The sequence below is a fragment of the Clostridium kluyveri DSM 555 genome (assembly GCF_000016505.1).
Classification (GTDB): domain Bacteria; phylum Bacillota; class Clostridia; order Clostridiales; family Clostridiaceae; genus Clostridium_B; species Clostridium_B kluyveri.
The window spans coordinates 3,111,086-3,135,724 of sequence record NC_009706.1 but is presented as its reverse complement, the minus strand read 5'-3'; the positions used below and the strand labels follow the sequence as shown (position 1 = coordinate 3,135,724).

At 33.3% G+C, this 24,639-nt stretch carries 18 protein-coding genes, 1 pseudogene and 1 other annotated feature; of the genes and pseudogenes, 16 read left to right on the top strand and 3 right to left on the bottom strand.

What is annotated here, in order from left to right:
* The first annotated feature begins 10 nt into the window (after positions 1 to 10).
* The 5 genes from nifD to CKL_RS14965 all read left to right on the top strand — a co-directional run bounded on the left by nifD (position 11) and on the right by CKL_RS14965 (position 10,563).
* Entirely contained in the window at positions 11 to 1,612 is a 1,602-nt protein-coding gene (nifD, locus tag CKL_RS14985; protein ID WP_012103421.1) for a nitrogenase molybdenum-iron protein alpha chain, read from the top strand.
* Positions 1,612 to 2,976, top strand: coding sequence for a nitrogenase molybdenum-iron protein subunit beta (nifK, locus tag CKL_RS14980; RefSeq protein WP_012103420.1), 1,365 nt, complete (start codon positions 1,612 to 1,614; stop codon positions 2,974 to 2,976). Before nifD ends, nifK begins: the two co-directional genes overlap by 1 nt.
* Positions 2,977 to 3,053: 77 nt before the next feature.
* Positions 3,054 to 4,388: a nitrogenase iron-molybdenum cofactor biosynthesis protein NifE gene (gene nifE, locus CKL_RS14975; RefSeq protein WP_012103419.1), complete on the top strand. Its 1,335-nt coding sequence runs from the start codon at positions 3,054 to 3,056 to the stop codon at positions 4,386 to 4,388.
* A 23-nt stretch (positions 4,389 to 4,411) separates the two neighbouring features.
* Positions 4,412 to 7,084 carry a nitrogenase cofactor biosynthesis protein NifB gene (gene nifB / locus CKL_RS14970; RefSeq protein WP_012103418.1) on the top strand — a complete coding sequence of 891 codons (2,673 nt, stop codon included), beginning with the start codon at positions 4,412 to 4,414 and terminating at the stop codon, positions 7,082 to 7,084.
* 161 nt (positions 7,085 to 7,245) lie between these two features.
* Entirely contained in the window at positions 7,246 to 10,563 is a 3,318-nt protein-coding gene (locus CKL_RS14965; RefSeq protein ID WP_012103417.1) for a cell wall-binding repeat-containing protein, read from the top strand.
* Positions 10,564 to 10,669: 106 nt separating this feature from the next.
* On the opposite strand, the gene CKL_RS14960 is transcribed toward CKL_RS14965, so the two are convergent.
* Positions 10,670 to 12,226 (bottom strand): cell wall-binding repeat-containing protein, encoded by a 1,557-nt coding sequence (locus tag CKL_RS14960; protein ID WP_012103416.1) that lies wholly within the window; start codon positions 12,224 to 12,226, stop codon positions 10,670 to 10,672.
* A gap of 249 nt (positions 12,227 to 12,475) precedes the next feature.
* Between CKL_RS14960 and CKL_RS14955 the strand changes: the two genes are divergently transcribed.
* From CKL_RS14955 to CKL_RS21390, 4 genes and pseudogenes are all read left to right on the top strand, one after another.
* Positions 12,476 to 13,600 (top strand): TolC family protein, encoded by a 1,125-nt coding sequence (locus tag CKL_RS14955; RefSeq protein ID WP_012103415.1) that lies wholly within the window; start codon positions 12,476 to 12,478, stop codon positions 13,598 to 13,600.
* Positions 13,601 to 13,612: 12 nt separating this feature from the next.
* On the top strand, positions 13,613 to 14,788 hold the full coding sequence (locus tag CKL_RS14950; protein ID WP_012103414.1) for a TolC family protein: 1,176 nt from the start codon (positions 13,613 to 13,615) through the stop codon (positions 14,786 to 14,788).
* A 462-nt stretch (positions 14,789 to 15,250) separates the two neighbouring features.
* Positions 15,251 to 15,679 (top strand): hypothetical protein, encoded by a 429-nt coding sequence (locus CKL_RS14945; protein ID WP_012103413.1) that lies wholly within the window; start codon positions 15,251 to 15,253, stop codon positions 15,677 to 15,679.
* A 23-nt stretch (positions 15,680 to 15,702) separates the two neighbouring features.
* A pseudogene (locus CKL_RS21390) lies at positions 15,703 to 15,816 on the top strand (Uma2 family endonuclease); the annotation flags it as partial.
* Between the two features lie 133 nt (positions 15,817 to 15,949).
* On the opposite strand, the gene CKL_RS14940 reads toward CKL_RS21390, so the two are convergent.
* Positions 15,950 to 17,704: a WG repeat-containing protein gene (locus tag CKL_RS14940; RefSeq protein WP_012103412.1), complete on the bottom strand. Its 1,755-nt coding sequence runs from the start codon at positions 17,702 to 17,704 to the stop codon at positions 15,950 to 15,952.
* A 274-nt stretch (positions 17,705 to 17,978) separates the two neighbouring features.
* On the opposite strand from CKL_RS14940, the gene CKL_RS14935 reads away from it, so the two are divergent.
* The 7 genes from CKL_RS14935 (at position 17,979) to CKL_RS14905 (ending at position 23,802) form a co-directional block, all read left to right on the top strand.
* A complete protein-coding gene (locus CKL_RS14935; protein WP_012103411.1) occupies positions 17,979 to 18,863 on the top strand; it encodes an SLAP domain-containing protein in 885 nt (294 codons plus the stop codon).
* Between the two features lie 67 nt (positions 18,864 to 18,930).
* On the top strand, positions 18,931 to 19,866 hold the full coding sequence (locus CKL_RS14930; protein ID WP_012103410.1) for a hypothetical protein: 936 nt from the start codon (positions 18,931 to 18,933) through the stop codon (positions 19,864 to 19,866).
* Positions 19,867 to 19,971: 105 nt separating this feature from the next.
* Positions 19,972 to 20,196: a DUF1659 domain-containing protein gene (locus tag CKL_RS14925; RefSeq protein WP_012103409.1), complete on the top strand. Its 225-nt coding sequence runs from the start codon at positions 19,972 to 19,974 to the stop codon at positions 20,194 to 20,196.
* Positions 20,197 to 20,312: 116 nt separating this feature from the next.
* Positions 20,313 to 20,531, top strand: coding sequence for a DUF2922 domain-containing protein (locus tag CKL_RS14920; protein ID WP_012103408.1), 219 nt, complete (start codon positions 20,313 to 20,315; stop codon positions 20,529 to 20,531).
* A 356-nt stretch (positions 20,532 to 20,887) separates the two neighbouring features.
* Positions 20,888 to 21,544, top strand: a complete 657-nt coding sequence (locus CKL_RS14915) for an RNA polymerase sigma factor (RefSeq protein WP_012103407.1) — start codon at positions 20,888 to 20,890, stop codon at positions 21,542 to 21,544.
* A gap of 226 nt (positions 21,545 to 21,770) precedes the next feature.
* On the top strand, positions 21,771 to 22,025 hold the full coding sequence (locus tag CKL_RS14910) for a hypothetical protein (protein WP_012103406.1): 255 nt from the start codon (positions 21,771 to 21,773) through the stop codon (positions 22,023 to 22,025).
* A 79-nt stretch (positions 22,026 to 22,104) separates the two neighbouring features.
* Positions 22,105 to 22,357: a binding site (T-box leader), on the top strand.
* A 62-nt stretch (positions 22,358 to 22,419) separates the two neighbouring features.
* Positions 22,420 to 23,802: a TrpB-like pyridoxal phosphate-dependent enzyme gene (locus CKL_RS14905; RefSeq protein WP_012103405.1), complete on the top strand. Its 1,383-nt coding sequence runs from the start codon at positions 22,420 to 22,422 to the stop codon at positions 23,800 to 23,802.
* Between the two features lie 151 nt (positions 23,803 to 23,953).
* On the opposite strand, the gene CKL_RS14900 is transcribed toward CKL_RS14905, so the two are convergent.
* Complete coding sequence (locus tag CKL_RS14900) at positions 23,954 to 24,571, bottom strand: hypothetical protein (RefSeq protein WP_012103404.1); 618 nt, start codon at positions 24,569 to 24,571, stop codon at positions 23,954 to 23,956.
* Between the last annotated feature and the right edge of the window lie 68 nt (positions 24,572 to 24,639).

The following is a 24,639-nucleotide window of genomic DNA, read 5'->3' as shown; positions in this document are numbered from 1 at the left end:
GAATGATTTTATGAAAAAGGTATTGGATCAAGTTTTGGAAGTATATCCGGCTAAAACTTTTAAAAATAGAAAAAAACATATACTGATAAAGTCAAATGATGAACCAAATCCAGTTATACAGGCAAATGTAAGAACAGTACCTGGCATAATGACAAACAGGGGATGCTGTTATGCAGGATGTAAAGGTGTTGTTCTCGGACCGGTTAAGGATATGGTGCATATAACCCACGGACCTATAGGATGTGCCTATTATACCTGGGCAACCAGGAGAAATAAGGCTAAAGCCGAAGATGGGGGACAGAATTTTTTAGAGTATACTTTTTCTACGGACATGCAGGAAAAAGATATAGTATTTGGCGGGGTGGAAAAATTGAAACAGGCCATAAAAGAAGCAGTGGACCTTTTCCATCCCAAGGCAGTTGGAATATATGCTACCTGTCCAGTTGGCCTTATAGGTGATGATATAAATGCAGTTGCCCAGGAAGCAACCAAGGAATATGGTATACAGGTACTTGCCTTTAACTGTGAGGGTTATAAAGGAGTAAGTCAATCCGCAGGCCACCATATAGCAAATAACAATATACTTGAAAGTGTTGTAGGCAGGGGAAAAAAGCCTTTGGAACAGAAGAAATTTTCCATAAACATGTTGGGCGAGTATAACATAGGAGGAGATGCCTGGGAAATTGAAAGGGTACTTGAAAAAATAGGATATAACGTAGTGGGCAGGTTCAGCGGTGACGGTACCTACGACAGACTGGAACAATCTTATGTAGCCGACTTGAATCTGGTACAGTGCCACAGATCCATAAACTATATTGCAGAGATGATGGAAATAAGATATGGGATACCATGGGTTAAAGTAAACTTTATAGGGGTGGAATCTACCATTGAAACACTTAGAAATATGGCAAAATGTTTTAATGATCCAGGGCTTACCAGAAGAACAGAAGAAGTTATAGAAGAGGAACTGGAAGCAATCAGCGAAGAGATAAGTTTTTACAAAGACAAACTTCATGGAAAAACTGCATGTTTATTTGTAGGGGGCTCAAGGGCGCACCATTACCAGAAATTACTGGAGGATTTAGGCATAAAAACTATACTCGCAGGATATGAATTTGGACACCGTGATGATTATGAGGGAAGAGAAGTTATTCCAACTATAAAATTGGATGCTGATACAAGAAATATACCAGAACTTACTGTAGAAAAGGATGAAGAAAGATACCGCATTATAATACCGCCTGAAAGATATGAAACTTTAAAAGAGGAAATACCTTTTGAGTACTATGGAGGCATGATTAAGGATATGGATGAGGGAGCTATAGTAGTAGATGATCTTAACCACCATGAAACAGAACAGTTTATAAAATTATTAAAGCCTGATATGTTTTTCTCTGGAATAAAGGACAAGTATGTTATACAGAAAATGGGAGTAGTTTCAAAACAGCTCCACTCCTATGATTACTCTGGTCCTTATGCAGGATTTAGAGGTGCAGCTGTATTTGCAAGGGATTTGGCTGCAGGAGTATTTACACCGGCCTGGGGCTATGTTACTCCACCTTGGAGGAAAGAACCATTACTTGAAGGGCAAATAGTAGGAGGTGAAAAATAATGTTGGATTTAACACCAAAAGAATCATATGAAAGAAAAGCTCTGAGAATAAACCCGGCTAAAACCTGTCAGCCTATAGGGGCCATGTATGCAGCTCTTGGTATACACAATTGCATGCCTCACAGTCACGGCTCTCAAGGGTGCTGTTCCTACCACAGGATGCAGCTTACAAGACATTTTAAGGATCCAATAATGGCAACCACCAGTTCATTTACAGAAGGTGCCAGTGTATTTGGAGGAGGCGCTAATTTTAAGACAGCCATGAAGAATATATTTTCAATATACAACCCGGATATTGTAGCAGTTCATACCACTTGTCTTTCAGAAACAGTGGGAGATGACCTGGTTACCTATATTGCAAGTTCGGAAATACCAGAGGGAAAAATAGTAATTCATGCAAATACCCCAAGTTATGTAGGCTCTCACATAACAGGATTTTCAAGTATGGTTAAAGCCATGGTTGCGTACCTCTCTAAAAATACGGGAGTTGAAAATGGAAAGGTAAATATATTGCCGGGATTTGTGGGTCCTGCGGATATGAGGGAGTATAAAAGAATACTTAAAATTATGGGAATTCCATATATTATAATGCCGGATACAAGTGGGGTAGTAGATTCACCTATGACTGAAGGATTTAAGATGTTTCCAAAAGGGGGAACGAAAATCGAAGAAATAAAAGATACGGGAAATTCCAAGCGTACCTTTGCCTTTGGAAGCGTTTCCTCCCAGGATGCAGCAATAGAGCTTGAAAAAAAATGCAAGGTACCTTTTGACACCCTTCCTATACCAATAGGAATAGATGCCACAGATGAGTTTTTGATGAAGCTTGTAAAACTTGCAGGAGGGGAAGTACCTTATGAAATTGAAGAGGAAAGAGGTCAGCTGGTAGATTTAATGCTGGATACCCATCAATATTTCCATGGTAAAAAAGTAGCTATAATAGGGGATCCAGATACGGTAATACCATTTACCCAATTTGCAATATCACTAGGGATGAATCCAAGATATGTTGTTACAGGTACTCCTGGAGATAAATTTGAAAAGACTATAAATGGAATGATGGAAAAAGCAGGAGTACAGGGAGCCAAAGTCAAAAGTTCAGGAGATTTCTTTGAAATGCATCAGTGGATTAAAAATGAACCTGTGGATCTTATAGTTGGAAATTCCCACGCAAAATATATTGCAAGAGCAGAAAATACTCCTCTTATAAGATTAGGATTTCCTGTACTGGATAGATACGGATACTACTACAATCCTAAAATAGGATACAGAGGCTCTATGAGATTGATTGAGATGATGTGTGATGCAATATTAGACAAAATGGATAGAGAATGTAAGGAAGAAGATTTTGAACTTGTGCTGTAAGAATCAAAAATTTGCTGAATTCAGGATGGAATACATCCTGAATTCACTTTAATAAAAAACTTTTAGGAGGGGAGCTTATGGAAAACAGGGTGGAAATTATAGAGGATAGAAAAGAATTTGTCTGTTACAACATTAAAAATAAAGATATGAAGCTGAGATGTGAGGAAAACAGTGCATCGGGAGCTGTAAGTCAAAGGGCTTGTGTGTATTGTGGCGCCAGAGTAGTTTTAAATCCTATAACAGATGCCTTTCATTTGATTCACGGCCCTATAGGATGTGCGGCTTATACCTGGGATTTAAGGGGCAGTCTAACCAGTGGTTCTGAATTGTTTAGAAATAGTTTTTCTACGGATTTAAGTGAAATGGATGTAGTATTTGGAGGAGAAAAAAAACTGGTAGGGGCCATTGATGAAATTGTAAAGGAATTTCACCCTAAAGTTATTTTTGTATATGCCACCTGCATAGTGGGAGTTATTGGAGATGATGTGGATTCAGTATGTAAAATGGCAGAAAAAAAACATTCCATGAGAGTAATACCTGTAAAATCCCCGGGGTTTTCCGGAAATAAATCTATGGGATACAGAGCGGCCTGTGATGCCATAATGAAGCTTATAGGAGAAAAGAAAAAAGTAGAAAAAATTCACGGTATCAATTATCTTGGAGATTTTAATCTGGCAGGAGAAGTATGGGTAGTAACAGGATATCTTAAAAAGATAGGAATAGATGTGGTAGCCAATATTACAGGTGATGGAAGATACGATGATATAATAAAAGCTCCCCAGGCTAAATTAAATATAGTTCAATGTGCAGGTTCCATGGGATACATGGCCAAACAGATGGAAGAGAGCTATGGAATTCCATTTATAAAGACCAGTTTTGTGGGTATAGAAGATAGTGAAAATTCACTGATTCAAATTGCAGGTCTAATGGGAAATGAGGAAACTGTAAAAAAAGCAGAGGAACTTATAAAGTTTGAAAAGCAGAAAATAAAAAATGACATGAATTATTATAGAAGCAGGCTATATGGTAAAAAAGCTGCTATATATGTAGGGGGAGGCTACAAGGCCATATCTCTCATAAGGCAATTTAGGGATTTGGGAATAGAAACGGTTATGGTAGGAACACAAACAGGAAAACCTGAAGACTATGAAGTGTTAAAACAGATTACAAAGGAAGGCACTGTAATATTAGATGATGCAAACCCCTCTGAACTTGAAAAATTTATGGTTGAAAAAGGGGCGGATATACTTGTAGGGGGAGTAAAGGAAAGACCTCTTGCCTATAAACTGGGAGTTGCATTTTGTGATCACAACCATGAAAGGAAGCATATACTGGCTGGATTTGAAGGGGCGGTAAACTTTGCAAAAGAAATAGATTTAACTATAAACAGCCCTGTTTGGAATTATATATAGAACATTTTAAGGAGATGGTTTAATTGAGTAATAAAAAACTGGTAAATGTAGATATAAATCCGTGTAAAATGTGTATGCCTATGGGAGGGGTCATGGCCTTTAAGGGAATAGAAAACAATATGGTGATTTTACATGGTTCTCAAGGGTGCAGTACCTACATTAGAAGACATATGGCTACTCATTATAATGAACCTGTGGATATAGCATCTTCCGCCCTTACGGAGCAGGGCACTGTATATGGTGGTGCGGACAATTTGAAAAAAGGTCTTAATAATATGATAAAAATGTATAATCCAACCACTATTGGTATACTTACTACCTGTCTTGCAGAAACCATAGGGGAAGATATAAATAGAATAGTTGAGGAATTCTACAGAGAACAGGAAAAAAATGAAAATATGAAGGATATAAAGATAATAACCGCATCTACCCCGGGATATGGAAACACTCAGGCAGAAGGATATTTCAGTGTTTTAAGAAAAATAGTGGAACAGGTATGTAAAGAATGTGAAAATACTGGGAAATTAAATATTGTATGTGCCAATTTAAATCCGGGAGATGTGAGAAATATAAAAAAAATACTGGATGATTTCAAAATAGAATATACTATTTTACCGGATGTATCAAATACCTTGGATTCTTCCCACAATGAAAAGTACAGGAGGATACCAAAGGGAGGAACTAAAATAGAGGACATAAAGAAAATGGCAGGAGCGGCAGCTACCATTGAAATGGGCCTTACAATACAGGATGAAGATTCTCCGGGAGTGTATTTAAGGGATAAATTTAAAGTACCTCTTTATAAATGTGGTATACCAGTAGGTATAAGAAATACAAATAAATTTATTTCTCTTGTATCAAAAATTACCGGAAAGGCTATACCGGAAGAATATATAATTCAAAAAGGAAGATATTTAGATGCCATGATAGATAATCATAAATATACTGGAGAGGCAAGGGTGGTATTGTATGGAGAACCTGAACTTTTACTCTCTACCGCAAGGCTTTGTGTGGAAAATGGAATACTTGTGAAAGTGGCAGGTACAGGTTCTAGAAATTCTATTTTGAAGAAAATGCTTAAAGAGGAGTTGAAGGCTCAGAAAGAGGATTCAATAGTACTTGATGATACTGATTTTGAAACTATGGAGAGTTATGCTAAAAGGTTCAATGTGAATTTGATGATAGGCAATTCAGATGGAAGGAGAATGGCAAAGAAACTTGGGGTAAAGCTCATAAGAACAGGCTTTCCTATCCATGACAGAGTGGGAGGACAAAGACAGGTGATAACTGCATACAATGGTTCTTCATTTTTAATAGATGCCGTGTCAAATGCCATGCTGGAAATAACTCAGAATAGTTACAGGGAAAAAGCTTATAATGACTATTATCTCCCTATTTTAGATATGAAGGAGGATAATTCAAAATCAAATAAGGATAAAAGCTGTACCCACCCTTGTTTTGGAGATAATGCCCATAAATTTGCCAGAATGCATATACCTGTGGCACCTGAATGTAATATAAGCTGTAATTACTGCAGCAGGAAATATGATTGTGCCAATGAAAGCAGACCGGGAGTTACAAGTGGAGTTTTAACCCCAGAGGAGGCACTTGAAAAGTTCAAGCTGGTTAAAGGTAAAATAGAAAATTTAACAGTTATAGGGATAGCAGGCCCTGGAGATGCTCTTGCAAATTTCCCCAAAGTAAAAAAATCTTTGGAACTTATAAGAAAAGAAGATCCTAAAATAACTTTTTGCCTGTCCACAAATGGACTAATGCTTCCTTTTTATGCGAACCAGCTAATAGAACTTGGAGTATCCCATGTTACTGTAACCATAAATGCAGTAGATGAAAAAATAGGGGCACTTATATATAAGGAAGTGAATTATCTTGAACACAAATACAAGGGAGAAGAAGGTGCAAGAATACTTTTAAACAATCAACTTTCAGGACTTGAATATTTATGCTCAAAGGGTGTAGTGTGTAAGGTCAATATAGTTATGTTGAAGGGAATAAATGATTCACATATAAAAGAAGTAGTTAAAAAAGTTAAAGACTGCGGTGCATACATGACCAACATAATGCAGATGATACCTGTTCAAGGAAGTGGATTTGAGCATTTACCTCTGGTTTCAAATGCAGAATTAAATGAAATGAGAAAAAAATGTGAAGTAGATATGAAACAGATGTATCACTGCAAACAGTGCAGGGCAGATGCCATAGGAACTCTGGCAGAGGATTGTTCCATAGATTTTAGAACTCCTGCAGGGTGCTCTGGAGGATGTTCTGGAAAAGTTGAAAAAAATCATGAAGATGCGGCTGAATTTTATCATAAAAAATATAAATTTGCAGTGTCCTCAAGGTCTGGCATTAATATAGACCAGCATTTCGGTCATGCTTCTGAATTTTATATATATTCCTATGATTCTGGAACCATAAGACTTTTAGAAAAAAGAAATGTGGATAAATATTGTACAGGGGTTGTAGACTGTGACGAACATGAGGATAAAATTTCAAAAATAGTCAGAGCCATAGGAGATTGCCAGGGAGTTCTTGTACTTAGAATTGGAGTTGAACCAAGGGAAAAGTTAGAGGCAAAAGGATTGAAAGTTATAGAAATGTATGAACCTATAAATAAGGGTATTGTGCGGGCAGCAGCGGAAATGGAAAAGCAACAAATAATAAATTGTGAATCATAATTGTGAATTGTGTATTATGAATTGAAATTTTTAAATTTAATCTGAAAAGATTGGGCCCTTGGTATAATTTACATGTACAATTAACCCCATATATCTATATAAAATTTAGTATGTATGGTACAATATTCATATATTGCTAAAAAGATAGGAGGTTATAATATATGAATAGAAGTACCATAAAAGCTGTAAGTAGTATAGCAGTGGTATCCCTAATTCTTTCGGCTTCACTGCCTTTTACCAAAGTTAAAGCGGCAGTAGGACAAGTTACAGAACTGTCTGGAGCAGATTGTTATGAAACTGCAGCTGTTGTTGCAGAAAAAAATTGGACTACCTCCACTGATGTAGTCTTAGCCTCAGGGGAAGGGTATGCAGATGCTATTAGTTCCACAGCAATTTCTAAGCAGTTAAAAGCACCTATACTTTTAACGAAGTCTAATTCTCTTAATGCCTATGCTAAATCCGCTCTTGAACAGTTAAATCCTGAAAATATATATATAATAGGAGGAACAGCTTCAATATCACAAAGCATAAGGGATGAGCTTAAAAGTGATGGCTACAATTTAATTGAATTAGGTGGAAAAAATAGATATGAAACTAATCTTAAGGTAGCCCAGCAGCTTGTAAAGCTCGGTGTAGATACGGGTAACATTATGTTGGTTTCAGGAGAAGGTTTTGCAGATTCTCTTTCTGCGGCACCTATTGCTGCTGCAAAAGGACAAATACTTTTGCTTGGTGTAAATAATACGGAAACTATGAAGTCCATAGTAGATTTTGTGAAGAGTAATAATTCAGAAGTAACCGTACTCAGTACGGAAAATTTAATAAATAGTGAAATTTATAATGAACTAGGAGCTGTATCCAGAATATCTGGAGGAGATAATAGATTTGATACAAATTTAAATATATTAAATCAATACGATAGTGAGCTGAAAGCTGATAAACTGTATGTTGCAGAAGCTAGCGGAGATAGATATGCAGATGCACTTATTGCTGCTTCTGTGGCAGGAATTAATACTGCACCTTTGGTGATTATTGGAGAAGAAGATGATGAATCTACTTCCAATGCTCTAAATTACATAAGGGATAAAGTAACAGAAACCACAGACTTGAATCTTATAGGAGAAGAAGGCGCTGTTTCTGAAAATACTATTTCTAATATAAATGCAGCAGCTTCAGGAAGCAGTGTAGAGAGTGCCACTGTTGCCTCTGTAAGTGCTAATGGACTTAACCAGATTAAGGTTGTATTCAACACCGATGTGGATGAGGATTCGGCAGAAAGAGCTGCAAATTATGAAATTGACGGTGGCTACTTAGGCTCCACTGCGGAAACTAAGGCCACAGCTACTTTGCAGGAGGATAATAGAACAGTCCTGATCACATTTACAAATCCATTTAAACAAAATAAGAGTGTAACATTTACTGTAAAAAATTCCATAAATGCTAAAGATTCAGTGACTACTATATCAAAGTACGATAAACAGATCACTTTTTCATCTGTTACTGCCCCTTCACTTGATTCTGTAACGGCAGTAGGGGGAAATAAACTTGTAGTTAAATTTTCACAGCCTATTAGAGTGACTACCAGCAATTTATCTTCATTTAAGATAAATAGGCAGAGTGTAACGGCCTTTGGATTAGATACATCGGACACTAAATTTAGGGATCAATCTTCAGATGAAAAGTGGGCAGATGGAATAGAGTTCTATTTTAATTCTCCTCTTCCTATAGGTAAAAATACTTTTACTGTGCCAAATGGGGAATCGGGAGTTAGATTGGATAATGCGGCTAATTTCCCTTTAAGCAGCACATCTGAAGATTTTACAGTAAACGCCGTATCTGGTAATCCCCAAATTCTAAATATAACTAGCAACAATGTAGATACCATTTATGTAAAATATAACAGGCCTATGGATCAGGATACAGCCCTTGAACCAACAAACTATAAGATAAATGATAATACAGTGAGTGTTGATTCCACTTATGTGACTTTTGATAAAGGGTCTGAGGATACTATAGTTAAAATTAGAAAGATAGGAGATTTGCTTGAATCTGGAGAGAATACAGTTACCATAAGCTCAAATGTGGAAGATACCTTTGGAAATTATATTAACAAGGCCAATATTAACCTTTATATAGGTGGAGATAGTGATAAGCCTACCATTACTTCTGCAAGCATTTTTGATGAAGAAACCATAAGGATTAAATTTGGTAAAGATGTAACAAGAAGCTATGCAGTAAATAAAGGAAACTATACTGTACTTGATTCCAGTGGTGCTGATATAACCTATAAAGTTACCGATATATATGCAGTAACTGTAGATGGAAACAGTAACAGGACTTTTAATATTAAGTTTGATGATAATACATTAAATGGTTCTAAATATACATTAAAGATACAAAATATTATTGATACAAATTCAACTCCAAATATTATGGATCCTTACAGCGTTACCCTCTCAGGAATGGATAGTGGGGGAGTAAGTGTTACTGAAATAGTTAGAAGAAGCGATAACTCCAATGCAATAGCTATGTTCTTTAGCAAGACTATGGACGAGTCTTCCCTTGAAGATTCATCAAATTATCTATTTAAAGACGGCAATGGGGATATCAGGACTCTCCCAAGTAGTGCAATAGTCAGTCCTAGCTTAGATTGTAAAAGTGTAACTATAGAATTTCCATCTCGTTTTACTATAGGCTCTGGAAGCAGTGGGACTAGTGTTATTCAAATGGGAGTTAAAAATGTAAAAGATGCGGATGGAAATCCATTAGACCTTGGCTCTTATCTTGGAGAGATAACTGTTAGTTCTAATGATGGACCAAGAATTGTATCAGATACTGCACAGATGACTTTTGAAGGAAATGATATAAAGGTTAAGGTTTCTCTATCTGCCCCACTTGATGTTCTCAGCTTAAATGATTTCAGGGTAGATGGATATGCTCCAGACAGTGGGTACTGCAGCGGAAATGATGTAATACTTATATTTAAATCTGGAATTAAAAATAATGAAAAGATTGATGGCATAAAGAATTCAGGTGAAAGTACTACACTTAGTATTAATAGTACTAATTCTCTGGATTGGGCAGGACGTAATATAAGATCTGGTTCTACTAAAGTTTATGTTCCTCCAGTAACTATGCCTGAATTATGGTCTGCTAAGAGTTCAAATACAGACACTGTTACCATAGTATTTAATCAGGATATTGATGATGATATGAGATCTTCCTACTATGATGATTTTGTATTCACCGATAATACTAGTGGAAAAGAATTGACACCTACTGGTATAACTATAGATCAAAGAAAGATCATTTACAGGTTTAATAACGGAACCCTGGAAGAAGGGGATAAAATTTCTATTTCTGCCAATAGTGATAGTTCTAAGATTAATATAAGAAGTGAAGAACATGGTAACTCAGGATATACACTTTATACTCCATCTACTGATGATTTAGATGGCAGAACTATAACTGTCGATTAGTAGATCAATTCACAATTTAGGATGATTTTTCTGTAAAAAATCTATAAATTGTGCACTGTGAATTGTGAAAAGCCTTTTCCTATATTTAGGAAAAGGCTTTTCACAATTACTGCTGTAAATTATTTAAGGCTGTGGTGATGCGGGTATATAAGCTGCTTATACCCTCATTTCCATTTTCTATATTTGAAATTGTATCCATATCACTGGATAAATTTTCGAGTTTGTTTGCTTCTTCATTTATTCTATCCAAATCTGAAGTATCTACTGCATTTTTAAGGGCAGTGAATATATTATTGCAGTTATTCATATAATCCAATATTTTATTTGTAGTTTCAATTTGAGTATTTATACTATTTAAATATTGTTTGTTTAGAGTATCCAATCCTTCTGGTATGGAAAGATTGGATACCTTATCTCTAAGTGAAATAAGTTCATTTTTATAATCAGATAAATAGGAAATACTTTCTTCAAATGATCCAATCAGTTCTCCAAGCTTTTGGGATATTTCATAACTGCTAGCGGCAGAATCCAAATTTGATATTATATCAATAATATTATTATAGGTTCCATTTAATTGTTCTGATATATTTGTATTCTTGTCATCATATGATTCACAATAAGTTTTTAAATTGTTTACATAGTTTTTTTCAGATTCTACCACATCTGATGGGGATTTTAACAGGTATTCCACAGGCAAGTCTATAACTCCTATACCTCCCAAGATTACTACCTTTTTATATTTTTTTTCATCCATAAAGCTTTTTTGGTTTGATATGTCATTGCCATCTGTGAGAAGAATAGAGGCATTTAATTTAGAAGCCAGAGCACTTCCAGATAATGCGTCAGGAAAATTTGCACCACTGGCCAGCACTGCTGTATCTGTGTCTAAATTAAAATATTTACATATATTTAGTGAAGTTTCATACCTAGTTTGTCCATCTACTCTTATTATGTTGTTGTCTTTTAAAGATGGTACAAGAGATTTTAACTGGTTTATTACTCCATCTTTTACAGAACCTTGTCCACCTATTATGTAAACATCACTGGGATTGATATCTGAAATAAGGCTTTTGGTTTCTTCTGGAAGATAGGTATCTCCTGTCATAAATATAGGATATCCTTTTGAAGCGGCTATACTTGATATACTTAGGGCATCTGCAAATCCCCATCCATTTGCAATAACTATAGGGGTTCCCTTTTCCACTTTCATGGAATTTATTATAGACTTATTGGTATCAAATCTATTTTTTCCTCCAAGCCTTGTAATGTTTTTGTAACCTGACTGTTTCATGGAGTTTAGGAATTCATCACTTATTGACGCAGTGCCTCCTAAGGCGTATAGAGTTCCTTCTTTATCTATATGATTTTTTATGTACTCTATGGCGTCGGAATTTTCGCTTAAATCGGTATTTATAAGGAGTATGGGAGCATTATATTTTTTAGATAAAACACTTCCTGCTAATGCATCTGGAAAATCTTTTCCACTGGCAAGTATTATATTCTGTAAAGTTCCCTGTTGAAAGTTGTTTGAAATCTTTAGAGAAGTTTTGTATCTGTCAAGACCAGCAAATCTCGTCACGTTATATGTAGTTTTGGCATAGGCAATATTAGACATACAAAGTATCAAGGCCATTGATATAGTTAGTCCTGTTATTTTCTTCATTCAGTTTACATCTCCCTTTATAATAATATACCTTTAAATTGTATCATGAATATAAAAAATACTGTATAGGTAAATTATAGGAATATATTCTTATTTTGGCAATGGTCAGAAAACATATTTGTAAAATTTTGCATATCAGTAATTATAGTTCTAACTATGGAAATATAACTATAATTGTGGTAAAATCAGTTCATGATTGAAATATTATATTTCGTAAGAAAATATTTTAACATATGGAAGGAGGAAAATATGAATAAGATTAAAATGCTTGCTGCCGCAGTTGTTTTGAGCTTTTGTACAAGTACTACGGCTTTTGCGCAGGGAAATACCTTAGATATTGACAGTCTGATAAGTAACAATATTGATAGTACTTATAAGGTTAAAAATGCTGATATTTCAATACAACAGGCACAAAACTCTTATAATAAGGCTATAAAAAATACAGGCAGCGCAGGTGAAACTAGTGATGATATGACAAATGATGAGAGATATAACATTATGATAACTATAGCAAATGCCCCTGAGGAAGCTAAATTTTCTATTTATAAATATACCAATCAAAAAGAAGTCACTAAAAATGAAGTTAAGTTATCAGCATATACAGAATATAATAATGTTATGAATAGTAAAGATGCTTTGGATCTGCAACAGGACAAGCTTAACAATGCTGAAGAACAATACAATAGTGCAAAGCTAAAGTTAAATTTAGGGATTATTACAGAGGCAGATGTGAAACAGACAGAGGTATCCTATTATGATGCAAAAGCTCAGTTCAACAAGGCTCAAAGGGGATATGAACTTGAAATTATGAAATTAAATAAGATATTTGATATAGATGTATATGTGAAATATGATGTGCTCCTTAAGGATAAATTTACAGAATCCCCTTATATAAGAAGTTATGATGATTATGTAAATGATGCATTGAAAAACAGGGCTGAAATCTTAAATGCTCAGGAGTACGTAAATTTAAAGAACTTTGAATTTAAAATTATAAAGTCGGTTTATCCATCTAAATATGATGTCATGTATGGAATTGGACAATATAATGTGGAACAGGCAAAAGATGCTCTGGACATGGATAATTTGACCATACCTGTTGAAATAAATGGACTTTATAATAATTTACAGGTCAAATGTAAAGCTTTGGATTCAAAAAAAGATGCACTCGCACTGGCTCAAACAAATTATAATATTGCTCTTGCAAAATATAAGGCAGGGGTAATGAGTAAAATAGATTTTGATTCACAGGAAATAAGTGTGAAAACTGCTCAAAATGATTTAAAATCACTTCAAAGAGATATATGGATAGCACAGCTTAAATTAAATCTTGCTTGTGATATCGGAAGCGATACATCAAAAATTACAAATTAGGAGGTAAAAAAATTGAAAAAAAAGTTAAGTATAGTAATTGGACTTGCAATGGCTCTTAGTATAGGCACTACCTGTTTTGCAGAAGCTGATGTACCATCATCTAGCAGTACTACGGAATCTGTAATTTCCACAGGTACTATTGATCCAAATAATTTTACCCTGGATGATTTGTTAAAACTTATAGAAACAAATAATAAGGAAATTCAAATGCTTGATCAAAAAATAATTCTTTATCAGAAACAATATGACAGAGATGGTCAAAATGCCTCTTTGTATAAGGGAACAAGTTCTGTTAATTATCCTCGGGGGCAATATGCTGCTGTAAAAATTATAACAGATGTTACACCTAAACTAGATGAACAAAATATTAAAAATGCCAAGTATGATAGAGAGGATGAATTGCAAAATATAAAGTTTACTATAGAAGGACAGTATTTAGATGCAGTAAGTTGTCAACGTCAAATAACTGTTATAAATGCACAGATAGAAAATATGGATAAACAAATTGAACAGACAAATGCTAAAATAAAGCAGGGGCAATTGACAAGTGATGCTCTTCAAACTCTTGAGGTTCAAAAAAGTAATTTTATAGCAGCACTTAATACTCCAAAAGCTCAATTGGAGCAGTATGAGTTGAGCATAGCACAGGCTGTAAACATAAGTCTAGATAATACAATAACTTTGCCAGAAGTGAATAGGGAGCTTGTAAAATTTGACGATAGCAACATACAGTCAAGAATCGATCAAGCAGTTAATAACTCCTATGATATTACAAAAATAGTCAATAATATTTCTATACTTAAAATACAGGAAGATATATATAAACAATATTCCTATAATGATGCAACGGGAGAAGTCAATACAGGGCTTCAGATACAGACGGCTCAAAATAATATCTATACTACGCAATTGCAAAAGAAAGTTGATTTATGGAATCAGTATTATACCCTTAAAAATAGTGAGGATTCCGTGAATACACAGCAGATAAAAGTAGACAATGCAAAGATGAACTATGATATTGCTGCAGCCAAAGTTAAGGCTGGGGTTTTAACTGAAGTGGAACTTGATTCTTATAAACTTTCTCTTGAAAGTGAAAAGGTAAATTTAGAAAATGCTGTGGACAATTACATGATACTATCGGATCAATTTGAATATACCCTGACTAAAGATCTTCCAGCAAGTTCATAGGCTCTTCACTATTAGTTCATAACTGAAAACCTCTAATTATGATTTAGGTTTCTAAGTTTGATAATTGAAAGATTAGGTAATAGTTAAAGGGTAATAGTTAAAAGCTAATGAAGATTTTCTTCCGCTATGTTTTAGAAAATCTAAAATACAGCACCATTAAAGCAAGGCTTTAGTGGTGCTGTTGCTATATTTTGAGATTTTTCGCAGCAAAGCTGAGAAAAGTCTTCCTCAACTTTTAATTCTTGACTCTTAATTTTTAACTTTTCATGAATAACCTTTGGGATAACTGTTAAATTATAATAAGTATGATAGAATGGATTTGCCTATTCAATGCACATAACACAATGCACAGTTCATAGAGCACAATTCACAATTTATTGTAGATTTTTCACAGAAAAATCTTTCTCTAATTGTGAACTGTGAATAGTAAATTGAGAATTGATTTAAAGGGTGGTGGTCTTTATGAAAGATAAGCTTAAATTACTTAAGGATAAAGTAGTTAAAAATAAGGCTAGGGCAATAGGATTAATCATAATTATTGTAGTAATTATTGCTGGTATAGCAGGATATTTTTATCACAAAAAGGTTGTGGAATCCAAAGATCCTGTTAAAATTGAACAAGCTAAGGAAGATAAAAGACTTGGCATAACAGAGGACGAAAGTAAAACTAAAAAGCTTAAAAAGGAAAAAATCATATCAAATGGAAGGGTATATACGCAAAATAATAAGGTTATAGTTACTATGGTGGTTAAAGAAGGAGTCAGTGACCAGGAAGTTAAAAAACTTGCACAAGAATATGGCGAAAATCTGAAAAAGAAATATGAGAAAATGCCAGTTACTGTAATGGCTGTAAGGGACAATAAAATGGTAGTGAATTTAACTGTGAAATAATACACAATTCACAGTTTATAATTAAAGTATATACGGCACCTTTTGATGTTAGATTATCTGATGGGGAGGAAGATGAAGAAATAAAAAATGTTGTTCAGCCAGATATTACAGTTATATGTGATGAAAATAAACTAGATTATAGAAGTTAATAAAGAAGAGACTCCTAGATTTTTATAATTTAAATCTAGGTATCTTTTCTTTATTATAGATTTTTCTAAGAAAAATCCTCCTTAATTGTGCATTGTAAACTGTGAATTTAAATGTGTTTTCTTAGTTAGTAACTGAAAAGGGAATTTTTATAATAGAAGGTTTTAGGGTATTTCCCTCTGTATCTCTAATGTTGTATTTCCCATTGCTAAGTACTGTAATAGTATAGGTTTCATTAACTTTATATCCATTATAAGGAGGAGCTATTATTATAGTATCCGGGCTTTCAAAAGTAAAAGAAACATCTTTGTATTTTCCGCTGCTGTCGGTAATTTTAATATTGTTTGTCATAGTCATATTTATATCGTTTATTATATCATCATCAGAATTTTTAGTGGTTTTATTCTGAAGAGATTTACTAAATTTTATTTTCCATGTTTTAAAAGAATCTGTTATGGTGCTGTTTGGTATAAATTTCATATCATGGTTTTTTATAAGACTGCATTTGCCATCCTTTAGAATAAGTGCACATCCATTGTTAAAAGAGGATGCACTTTTAAAATCATAGGAAATAAAAGTAGAACCTTGCCTATCTATATATCCCCATTTTAGATACTTGCTTATGAGACTTTGGTCATCTGAATCTTCAATACTTGAAGAACCTGTGTTTTTTTCTATTGCTGCATAGCCTTCGTTAAAGTCATAAGCACTATTAAAAGTAGGTTGAATTACTATATCTCCACTATCATTTATAAATCCATATTTATTGTTCTTTTGTACTCTGGCAAGCCCTTCTCTAAATGCATATATTTTATCAAATTCTGATTTAAAAGTTACCTTTCCTTCAGTATCCACAAAACCATAAGTACCATGAGATTCTACAATAGCTTTTCCTTCCTGGAAATTATCTATCCAGTCAAATTGGGGTTGTACTATTATTTTGCCTAGTGAGTCTATAACTCCGTAAATTTTATTTTTATATATGAGAGATAGTCCATTTTCATTAGGTGTAATGCTGTCATATTCAACATTTAAGATTTTAATACCATTTTTATTTATAACTCCATATTTGCCTCCATTACATACCTTAATTAAGTTTTTATTTAAAGCTGATATATCCTTATATTCCGGTTGTAAAATTATATTACCTTTCATATCAGAGAGTCCCCAGTTATCTCCTTTTTTTATGGGTATCGTTCCTAGAATAGGAGATTTTATTTCATCAAAACTAAAGGCTGTAAAAGTTCCCTTAGTATCTATAAGCCCCCAGGAAGCTCCTTTCTTCACAGCGGCATAATTTTCTTGAAAGTTATAGGCATTATCGTATATACAATTTGAAAGTATATTTCCACTGCTGTCTAAAAATCCATATTTATTATCTTTTCTTACCCTTATGAATCCATTTTCAAAGTTGTATACAGTATCAAATTTAGGCTCAATAATCATTTTACCAAAACGGTTTATTATTCCCCAGGAGGAGCCTGTATTTACAGATGCCACCCCATTTTGAGAAAAATCACCTATATCCTTAAATTGGGGTTGTATTATAATAGTTCCTTTTGAATTTATAACACCCAGTTTTGATCCTTTGGAAACCTTGGCGTATCCATTCTTGAAGGAAGATATAGAAGTGAATTGGGGGGCAAGGATTATTGTTCCATTAGTATCCATAATACCGTATAAACCGTCTTTCTTGAATTTTGCCAGTCCATTATCTTCAAAGGCATATACACTATCTGCAGATAAATTTAAATCTGTTATTGAATATTTTTTGTTATCTGCTGCCAGTACTTTATAAGAATTTTGAAAGGGTACACAACTTAAGAGAAATAGAGAAGTCAGAATTAAACTACAGTATTTTTTAAAAAAATTTTTCAAATTTTTTCCCTCCCTATGTGGTTTTAGGTTATTATACCATATTATTCACAGTAGAGCGTTGTAATTCAGTATAATTATTGTGTAAAATTGTTACAATTACTATTGCCCTGTAAAATTAAAAACACATTATATTATAAATTATGAATCTTTAAATAAAAAAATTACCATAAAAATTGCATTTGATTTTAGAAAATCCTTATGATATATTTAACTAAGATAAATTAAGAGAGCTAGAAGTTAAATGAGTTATTATAAGAAATTTGGAGGTTTAATAATGGTAAAGAAAACAGAACATGATAAGGAAAATACCGGTACAGAATATGTTTCCACAGTTCTCTCTCTTTTAGACGAAGAAGAAAATGTAGTTTCTGATGTACAAAAAGAAATTTTTGAAGATGAAATAAAAGAACTTCCCCCTATAGAGGAGGGGCAACTCAATGTGTCAGGTGTATACCTTTATGATGTAGAAGATAAACTTGAGGTTAAAGTATATATAAGAAATGGACTTTCATATGATTTGAATTTAAATAAAATACCTTTTGTAATTACAAATTCCAAAGGTGATGTTTTGGCAGCTCAGAAGTTTAACCTATCGTCTCTTGGAACACTTCCTCCACATTCGGCAAGACCTTTAAAACTTTACTTTGATAAAGAGAATGTTAAAGTGGATAAAATACCAGAAGATGACTGGAAAATTATATTGGAGGGTAATCTTAGTATAACTTCAAAGGTAAGGCCCAGGTATGAAGGGCTTCCTGAAAGCATAGATATAAAAGACAAGCTTGTTTTTGACAAATTTTTAGAAGAACTGCCAGAAATGACAGAAGGAGAATTTTCTATATCTACTTTTAGTGTAGGCCTGCGAAAGAACGGAAATATATTAGTTACAGCAGTAATGAGAAATGCCACAAATAAACCAATTACCATTGATAAGATACCTATAACTGTATTGGATGCCAAAAAAAGGGCTGTTAAATCGGAAAAGTTTACGTTGGATAATTTTACAGTAAGTCCTTATAGGGCTAAAATATGTAATTTCGCTTTTCCAACTAATGTACATCCTGAAGAAGATACCTCGTTAAATGATTGGTCTGTGGTCTATAAACTGGTGAAAATAAGTGGAGGAAAGAATATCAAGGCTGTTAAAAGGAAAAAATAAAATTAATTAGAGGTTATCTTGAAATTTTATTTCAGGATAACTTTTAATTTTTAGGAGAAGGTATATTATGAAATTTATGAGAAGTAAAAAGGGAATATTTTTAATTGTAATAGTTCTTTTGATTCTGGCAGCAGCAATTTTTGCAAAACTTATTTTTTGGAAGTCTAGTTATAGTTCTTCTGAATATAAGTTTTCAGCAGAGCTTTTTAACAAGATAATCAAAGCACAAAGTGAAGGCTCTACTGCAGAACTTACAGAGGATGAAGTGAATCAAATTATAGCCCTCTATTTTAAAGAATATAGAAAAGATGATTTGGTCATAAAATCAATAGAAGGTAATATTCAGGATAAAACTTTTGGATTTTACATACCTGTGAGTTACAAGGGATTTAATGTACTTATAAATTCTCAGGGGAATATATCTGTAAATAATAGTGAATTAAAATATACACCAGATTATTTTAAAGTAGGTAAAATTACTCTTCCTAAAAAATATGTTTTGGAGAAGTTAGGAGAAAAACTAAAAAGCAGGGCCTATGTTGAAGGAAATTCCATAATGCTCAATATGAAAGAACTGCCTATAACAATAACTTCTATAGAGGTAAAGAATGGAAAACTTTTAGTTACACTTGAAAAAAAAGAATTTAATATTGAAGACTTATTAAAAGGAAAACTTAGCTCTATAAGAGGTGTTATAGGAGAATTAAATTCATTTAAAAGCAATTCATCGGAAGATAGTCAGATAATTGACCATGTAGTAAGTAGTTTAAGTTTGGCTTCAGATTCTTTGAGTACCGAGGCGCAAAAGACCGTTATGTCAAAGATGATATCTGTTGTGGAAAATATGAGGGATTCTACTTATAATCCTTATCCAGAGGAGAGTAATGTGAGAGCCGCCTACGGAAAGTTATCTCAATCTGAAAAATTAGAATTAAAAACTGCTGTGTTTTCAAAGGTAGATACATCTCAAGTAAATATACTACAGGGTATGATAGAAAATTAATGTGAAAAGGTAAAGATTTTGTTGTGATTTATAAATCTTTGCCTTTTTATTTTTGCCTGTTTTTCCAAGACTGCATATGTACTACTTGAAAGGGGATGAATTCAAATGGCTGCTAATGCAAGTTTACTGGAAACTTCTATAGTATTAAGTTATAAAGATGGATTGGATTCTGAAGGAAAAGATATAATTAAAAGGCAAACTTTTTCAAATATAAAGGTAACTGCTTCTTCCCAGGATATTTATGATGTGACAGGGGAAATAGAGATCCTCCTAGGAAAGGCAATAGAGGAGATTGTAAGAAAAGATGAAAGTGTAGTAACAAACGGATAAACAATTTACAGCTTACGATTAAAAATTCACAATTAATTAGAATCTTCCTCCAGAAAATCTACAATTGTGAATCGTGAATTGTGCATTGTGAATTAAAAAGAAGGGTGGCGAAAAATATGACAAGAGTATTGACTATGACTTTCTTAACTGAAGAAGGTAAGAAGGCTTCTATAAGAGTTTCAAATATAAAGGATAATTTAACAGAGCAAGAAGTGAAAACCACTATGGAGACAATTATTGCAAAAAATATATTCACTTCAAAAAGTGGAGATTTGAAATCTATAGATTCAGCTCATATAGAAGAAAGTTCAACTACAGAACTTCAAGTGAAATAATTTAAATTTACAATTAGTTGGGGTTTTCCTATAAAAAGTTTTTCAAAGTTGTAAGTTATTCATTGTGAACTAGATATAAGGTGGATTTACTTATGTAGATCCATCTTTCTAAAAGAGAAAATTGACACGAAGATTGTAATTTTGTAATACAATATTTAATCAAGTGATTCTTAGGCTTGGGTGGAGTTTGCTTATAAGAAATGCTATTCTCCACCTGAATCTTAGAATAATTTATCCAGGCGCGTTATCCACGCTTATTTCCCACTTTGAAGAAGTTAGGGTGTTAGCTAATTTCAGTGCTTGGATAAAAAATGCTTAAAACTTGCAAGATAAATTTGAATTTAGAGGAGAATAGTATGATATGTGATTTCAAAAATGATGCCGTGATAGATAAGCACCATGAAATCGAAATATATAGAGACTATGATTTACTAAAAATATCTAAATTAGAAGTTTTATTAGAAAGGGCAAAGATTGGTGATTCTAGTGCTGCAGAAGAAATCTGCAGGAGATTTAATGGAATGGTTGTAAATATATGTAGATCCATTTATATAAATGGATACACTATGGAGGACATGCTTCAGGAGGGAAGGGTATCTCTTATTAAATCTATTAATAGTTATGATTTAAATTCAAAATATCCTTTTCCTGCATATGCCAAAGGAGCTGTGACCAAAAATTTTTATTATCAAATAAGAAGTAATGTGAAAAAGGTCAGCTGCTGCAGTATTTACAGCAGTAATGCAGAAGGGAAGCTGTTTATAGATATGATACCTTCCAATGAAAATATTGAAGAAAATTTTATAAAAAACCAGCAGCAAGTACAGTTGGGAAAAGCTATAAAAAGACTTTCACCAAAAGATAAGAATATAATAATCTGGTATTATATAAAAGGTAAAAATTTAAAAGAATATGCGGTAAAAAAGAAAATAGCTTATAGGACAGCTGTTTACAGAAAGAACAGAGCTCTTCACAATTTAAGAAAATTATTTAAAGCTAATTTATGGCTTTAAAATTAGAAGATAAATAGGATATCTTTATTTTAAAATTACTATGGGATAATATTTTGTATGCTCCTATAGTAATTTTTATTTTAATATGCTAAATAGTCAAAAAAGTTTGACGCATTTTATGTAACATATTGCAGTAATTAATACAAGATGATTTAGTCTGGTGTATTTTATTAAAAAAATGTGTATGATATAATATCATTAAATTAATTAAACTGGAAGTGATCAAATGAGTTCATTAGCTAAAAAAATAATAGAAAAATTGAATAAAGAAAATGATGTGCAAATATTAGCAGAAGTATTGGACTTTTATGAATATTTAAAACAAAAAAAGAGTGAGAATTTGCAGAAAAGATGGGAATGTATAGAGGAAGATGAACCAACTGAAGAAGAAATTAAATCATATGATCAATATAAAGAATCAAAAGAAGAAGTTATTCCTTTAGAAAATATAATGGAAGAGTTAAATTTATATGAGAAATAACTATGATATAAAATTAACTAAGAAAGCAGAAAAGTTTATTGACAAATTAAAAGTTCTAATTTATTATTTATTATAAGTAAATAAACTGATGAATAAGAATAGTATTCTAGAATTATATGTTTTTTAGAGAGTCGCAGCTTGGGTGAAATGCGATAACATTTATCTAGATGAATGGACTTATGAAGGCAGTCTGAAAGGATCTTTTCCAAGTAGGCACTGACGGAAACTCTACCCGTTATAAATTGAGCATATATTATCATGTATATGAAAAGAGTGGGTAATTTTTTACCAATTTGGGTGGTATCGCAGGAGTATGAGCTCTTGTCCCTTTTACTAGGGACAAGAGCTTTTTTATATTCTTTAAAGTAAAATTTGAAAAGGGGGTTAAAATTAAATGAGTAAAGTACCTTATAGAGTTTATTTGTCAGAGGAGGAAATACCACGTAAGTGGTATAATCTTAGGGCTGATATGAAAGAACAACATGAGCCTTACATAAATCCAGGCACTATGAAACCTGCAAAAGCTGAAGATTTATATGCTGTATTCTGTGAAGAACTTGCAAAACAAGAAATGGACGACAAAACTAGATATGTAGATATTCCAGAGGAGGTTCTTAATTTCTATAAAATCTATCGTCCGTCACCTCTTTGTCGAGCATATAATCTGGAAAAAGCGCTGGATACACCTGCAAAGATTTATTACAAGTTTGAGGGAAATAACACTTCTGGTAGCCATAAGCTGAATTCTGCTGTAGCACAGGTTTATTATGCAAAGAAACAAGGGATTACTTCCCTTACTACAGAAACTGGAGCTGGTCAATGGGGCACAGCTTTATCTGAAGCTTGTGCATACTTTGAAATACCTTTAACAGTTTATATGGTTAAGGTATCTTCCCAGCAGAAGCCTTATCGAAAGGCAATTATGGAAACCTTTGGAGCAAAAGTTATTCCAAGTCCATCAGATACAACCGAAGCTGGGCGTGCTATTCTTGCTAAGAATCCAAATACAGGGGGCAGTCTTGGATGTGCTATTTCTGAAGCTATTGAACATGCAGTAAAAACGGAAAACTGTCGCTATGTTTTGGGCTCTGTTCTTAATCAAGTTCTCCTTCACCAATCGATTATTGGTCTTGAAACTAAAGCGGCTATGGAAAAAATTGATACTTATCCTGATATAGTCATAGGCTGTGCCGGTGGAGGCTCTAATCTTGGTGGACTTATTGCTCCTTTTATGCAGGATAAATTAACTGAAAAAGCTAATCCTTATTTTATAGCAGTTGAACCTGCCTCTTGTCCATCTCTTACTAGAGGAAAATATGCCTATGATTTTTGCGATACGGGAAAAATCACTCCTCTGGCAAAGATGTATACATTAGGTTGTGAGTTCATTCCTTCTGCTAACCATGCAGGTGGGTTACGTTATCATGGCATGAGTCCAATTCTTTCAAAGCTTTATCATGATGGATATATGGATGAAGCTCGTGCTGTAGAGCAAACAAGGATATTTGATGCTGCTGCATTGTTTGCAAAGTATGAAACAATACTTCCTGCTCCAGAATCTTCCCATGCAATTCGTGTGGCTATCGATGAAGCACTTAAATGTAAAGAAACAGGAGAGGCAAAGACAATTTTATTCGGTCTTACAGGAACTGGTTATTTTGATATGCAGGCATATATACAGTATAATGAAAATAAAATGTCTGATTATATCCCTACGGATGAGGATCTTCAAAAGGGATTCGATGCTTTACCGAGTATCCCTGGTATTCAAGATTAAATTTATAAAAATGAAATTAAATAAAGCTGGAAAACAGAGTAGATAGTTTGATCTGTTTTCCTTTTTCTCCTGATGAATGTGTATAAAAAAGCCTCAACCATTGTTACTACTTAGATTGATGGCCATGGGACTAACTCCCTAGTAAAGATTATTACGAATTATGATTAAATGGTATCAAACTTTTGATTATGGCCTCTTCCTGTTGTTGTGTTATTGTTCCGTTCTTTACAAGAGTATCAAATTTTTGTTTGAAAAATGCATTTAGGTTGTCAATACGTTCTTTTCTACAGGAACGAAATAAATTTTCCACTTCTGTCTTTTGTTTTTTAGTTAGGGTTCCGTTGTTTACTAACCCATCCAATCCGTTATTGATAGAACTTCTAAAATTTTTTCCCTGCTTTTTGGAAGAGGAGATTACTTTCTTTATGGAAGATTTCTGTTCTTTGGTTAAGGTACCTTTTTCCACTAGAGTGTCTAATTTATTTTTTGAACATTCATGATTTTTTTTCATAAATTTATGAAAATCATTTGATTTTATTAAGTCCAGTGCTGCATTTTCCTGCTGGGCAGTTATGACATTATTTTTTACCAGTTCATCAAGGCGGGACTTGTAATCTAAGTGTTTATGATCATTACTTTTTGATGGTGTGGTGATTTCATTTACTGTAGATACATTTTTAGATGATGAAGCATTAACTGTGATGCAATTAATATTTAATGAAGTTAAAATAGCTAGAGCAGCTATTATTTTAATATTCTTTTTTAACATTTTATTCCCCTCCTAAAATATATTTTTTTATAGTTTGCCAATTTATTTGGTAATTATTCGTCATATAT

Coding starts and splice junctions, on each gene's coding strand:
- nifD (WP_012103421.1), top strand. CDS start 11: ATGAAAAAGGTATTGGATCAAGTTTTGGAAGTATATCCGGCTAAAACT.
- nifK (WP_012103420.1), top strand. CDS start 1,612: ATGTTGGATTTAACACCAAAAGAATCATATGAAAGAAAAGCTCTGAGA.
- nifE (WP_012103419.1), top strand. CDS start 3,054: ATGGAAAACAGGGTGGAAATTATAGAGGATAGAAAAGAATTTGTCTGT.
- CKL_RS14965 (WP_012103417.1), top strand. CDS start 7,246: ATGAATAGAAGTACCATAAAAGCTGTAAGTAGTATAGCAGTGGTATCC.
- CKL_RS14960 (WP_012103416.1), bottom strand. CDS start 12,226: ATGAAGAAAATAACAGGACTAACTATATCAATGGCCTTGATACTTTGT.
- CKL_RS14955 (WP_012103415.1), top strand. CDS start 12,476: ATGAATAAGATTAAAATGCTTGCTGCCGCAGTTGTTTTGAGCTTTTGT.
- CKL_RS14945 (WP_012103413.1), top strand. CDS start 15,251: ATGAAAGATAAGCTTAAATTACTTAAGGATAAAGTAGTTAAAAATAAG.
- CKL_RS14935 (WP_012103411.1), top strand. CDS start 17,979: ATGGTAAAGAAAACAGAACATGATAAGGAAAATACCGGTACAGAATAT.
- CKL_RS14930 (WP_012103410.1), top strand. CDS start 18,931: ATGAAATTTATGAGAAGTAAAAAGGGAATATTTTTAATTGTAATAGTT.
- CKL_RS14925 (WP_012103409.1), top strand. CDS start 19,972: ATGGCTGCTAATGCAAGTTTACTGGAAACTTCTATAGTATTAAGTTAT.
- CKL_RS14920 (WP_012103408.1), top strand. CDS start 20,313: ATGACAAGAGTATTGACTATGACTTTCTTAACTGAAGAAGGTAAGAAG.
- CKL_RS14915 (WP_012103407.1), top strand. CDS start 20,888: ATGATATGTGATTTCAAAAATGATGCCGTGATAGATAAGCACCATGAA.
- CKL_RS14910 (WP_012103406.1), top strand. CDS start 21,771: ATGAGTTCATTAGCTAAAAAAATAATAGAAAAATTGAATAAAGAAAAT.
- CKL_RS14905 (WP_012103405.1), top strand. CDS start 22,420: ATGAGTAAAGTACCTTATAGAGTTTATTTGTCAGAGGAGGAAATACCA.
- CKL_RS14900 (WP_012103404.1), bottom strand. CDS start 24,571: ATGTTAAAAAAGAATATTAAAATAATAGCTGCTCTAGCTATTTTAACT.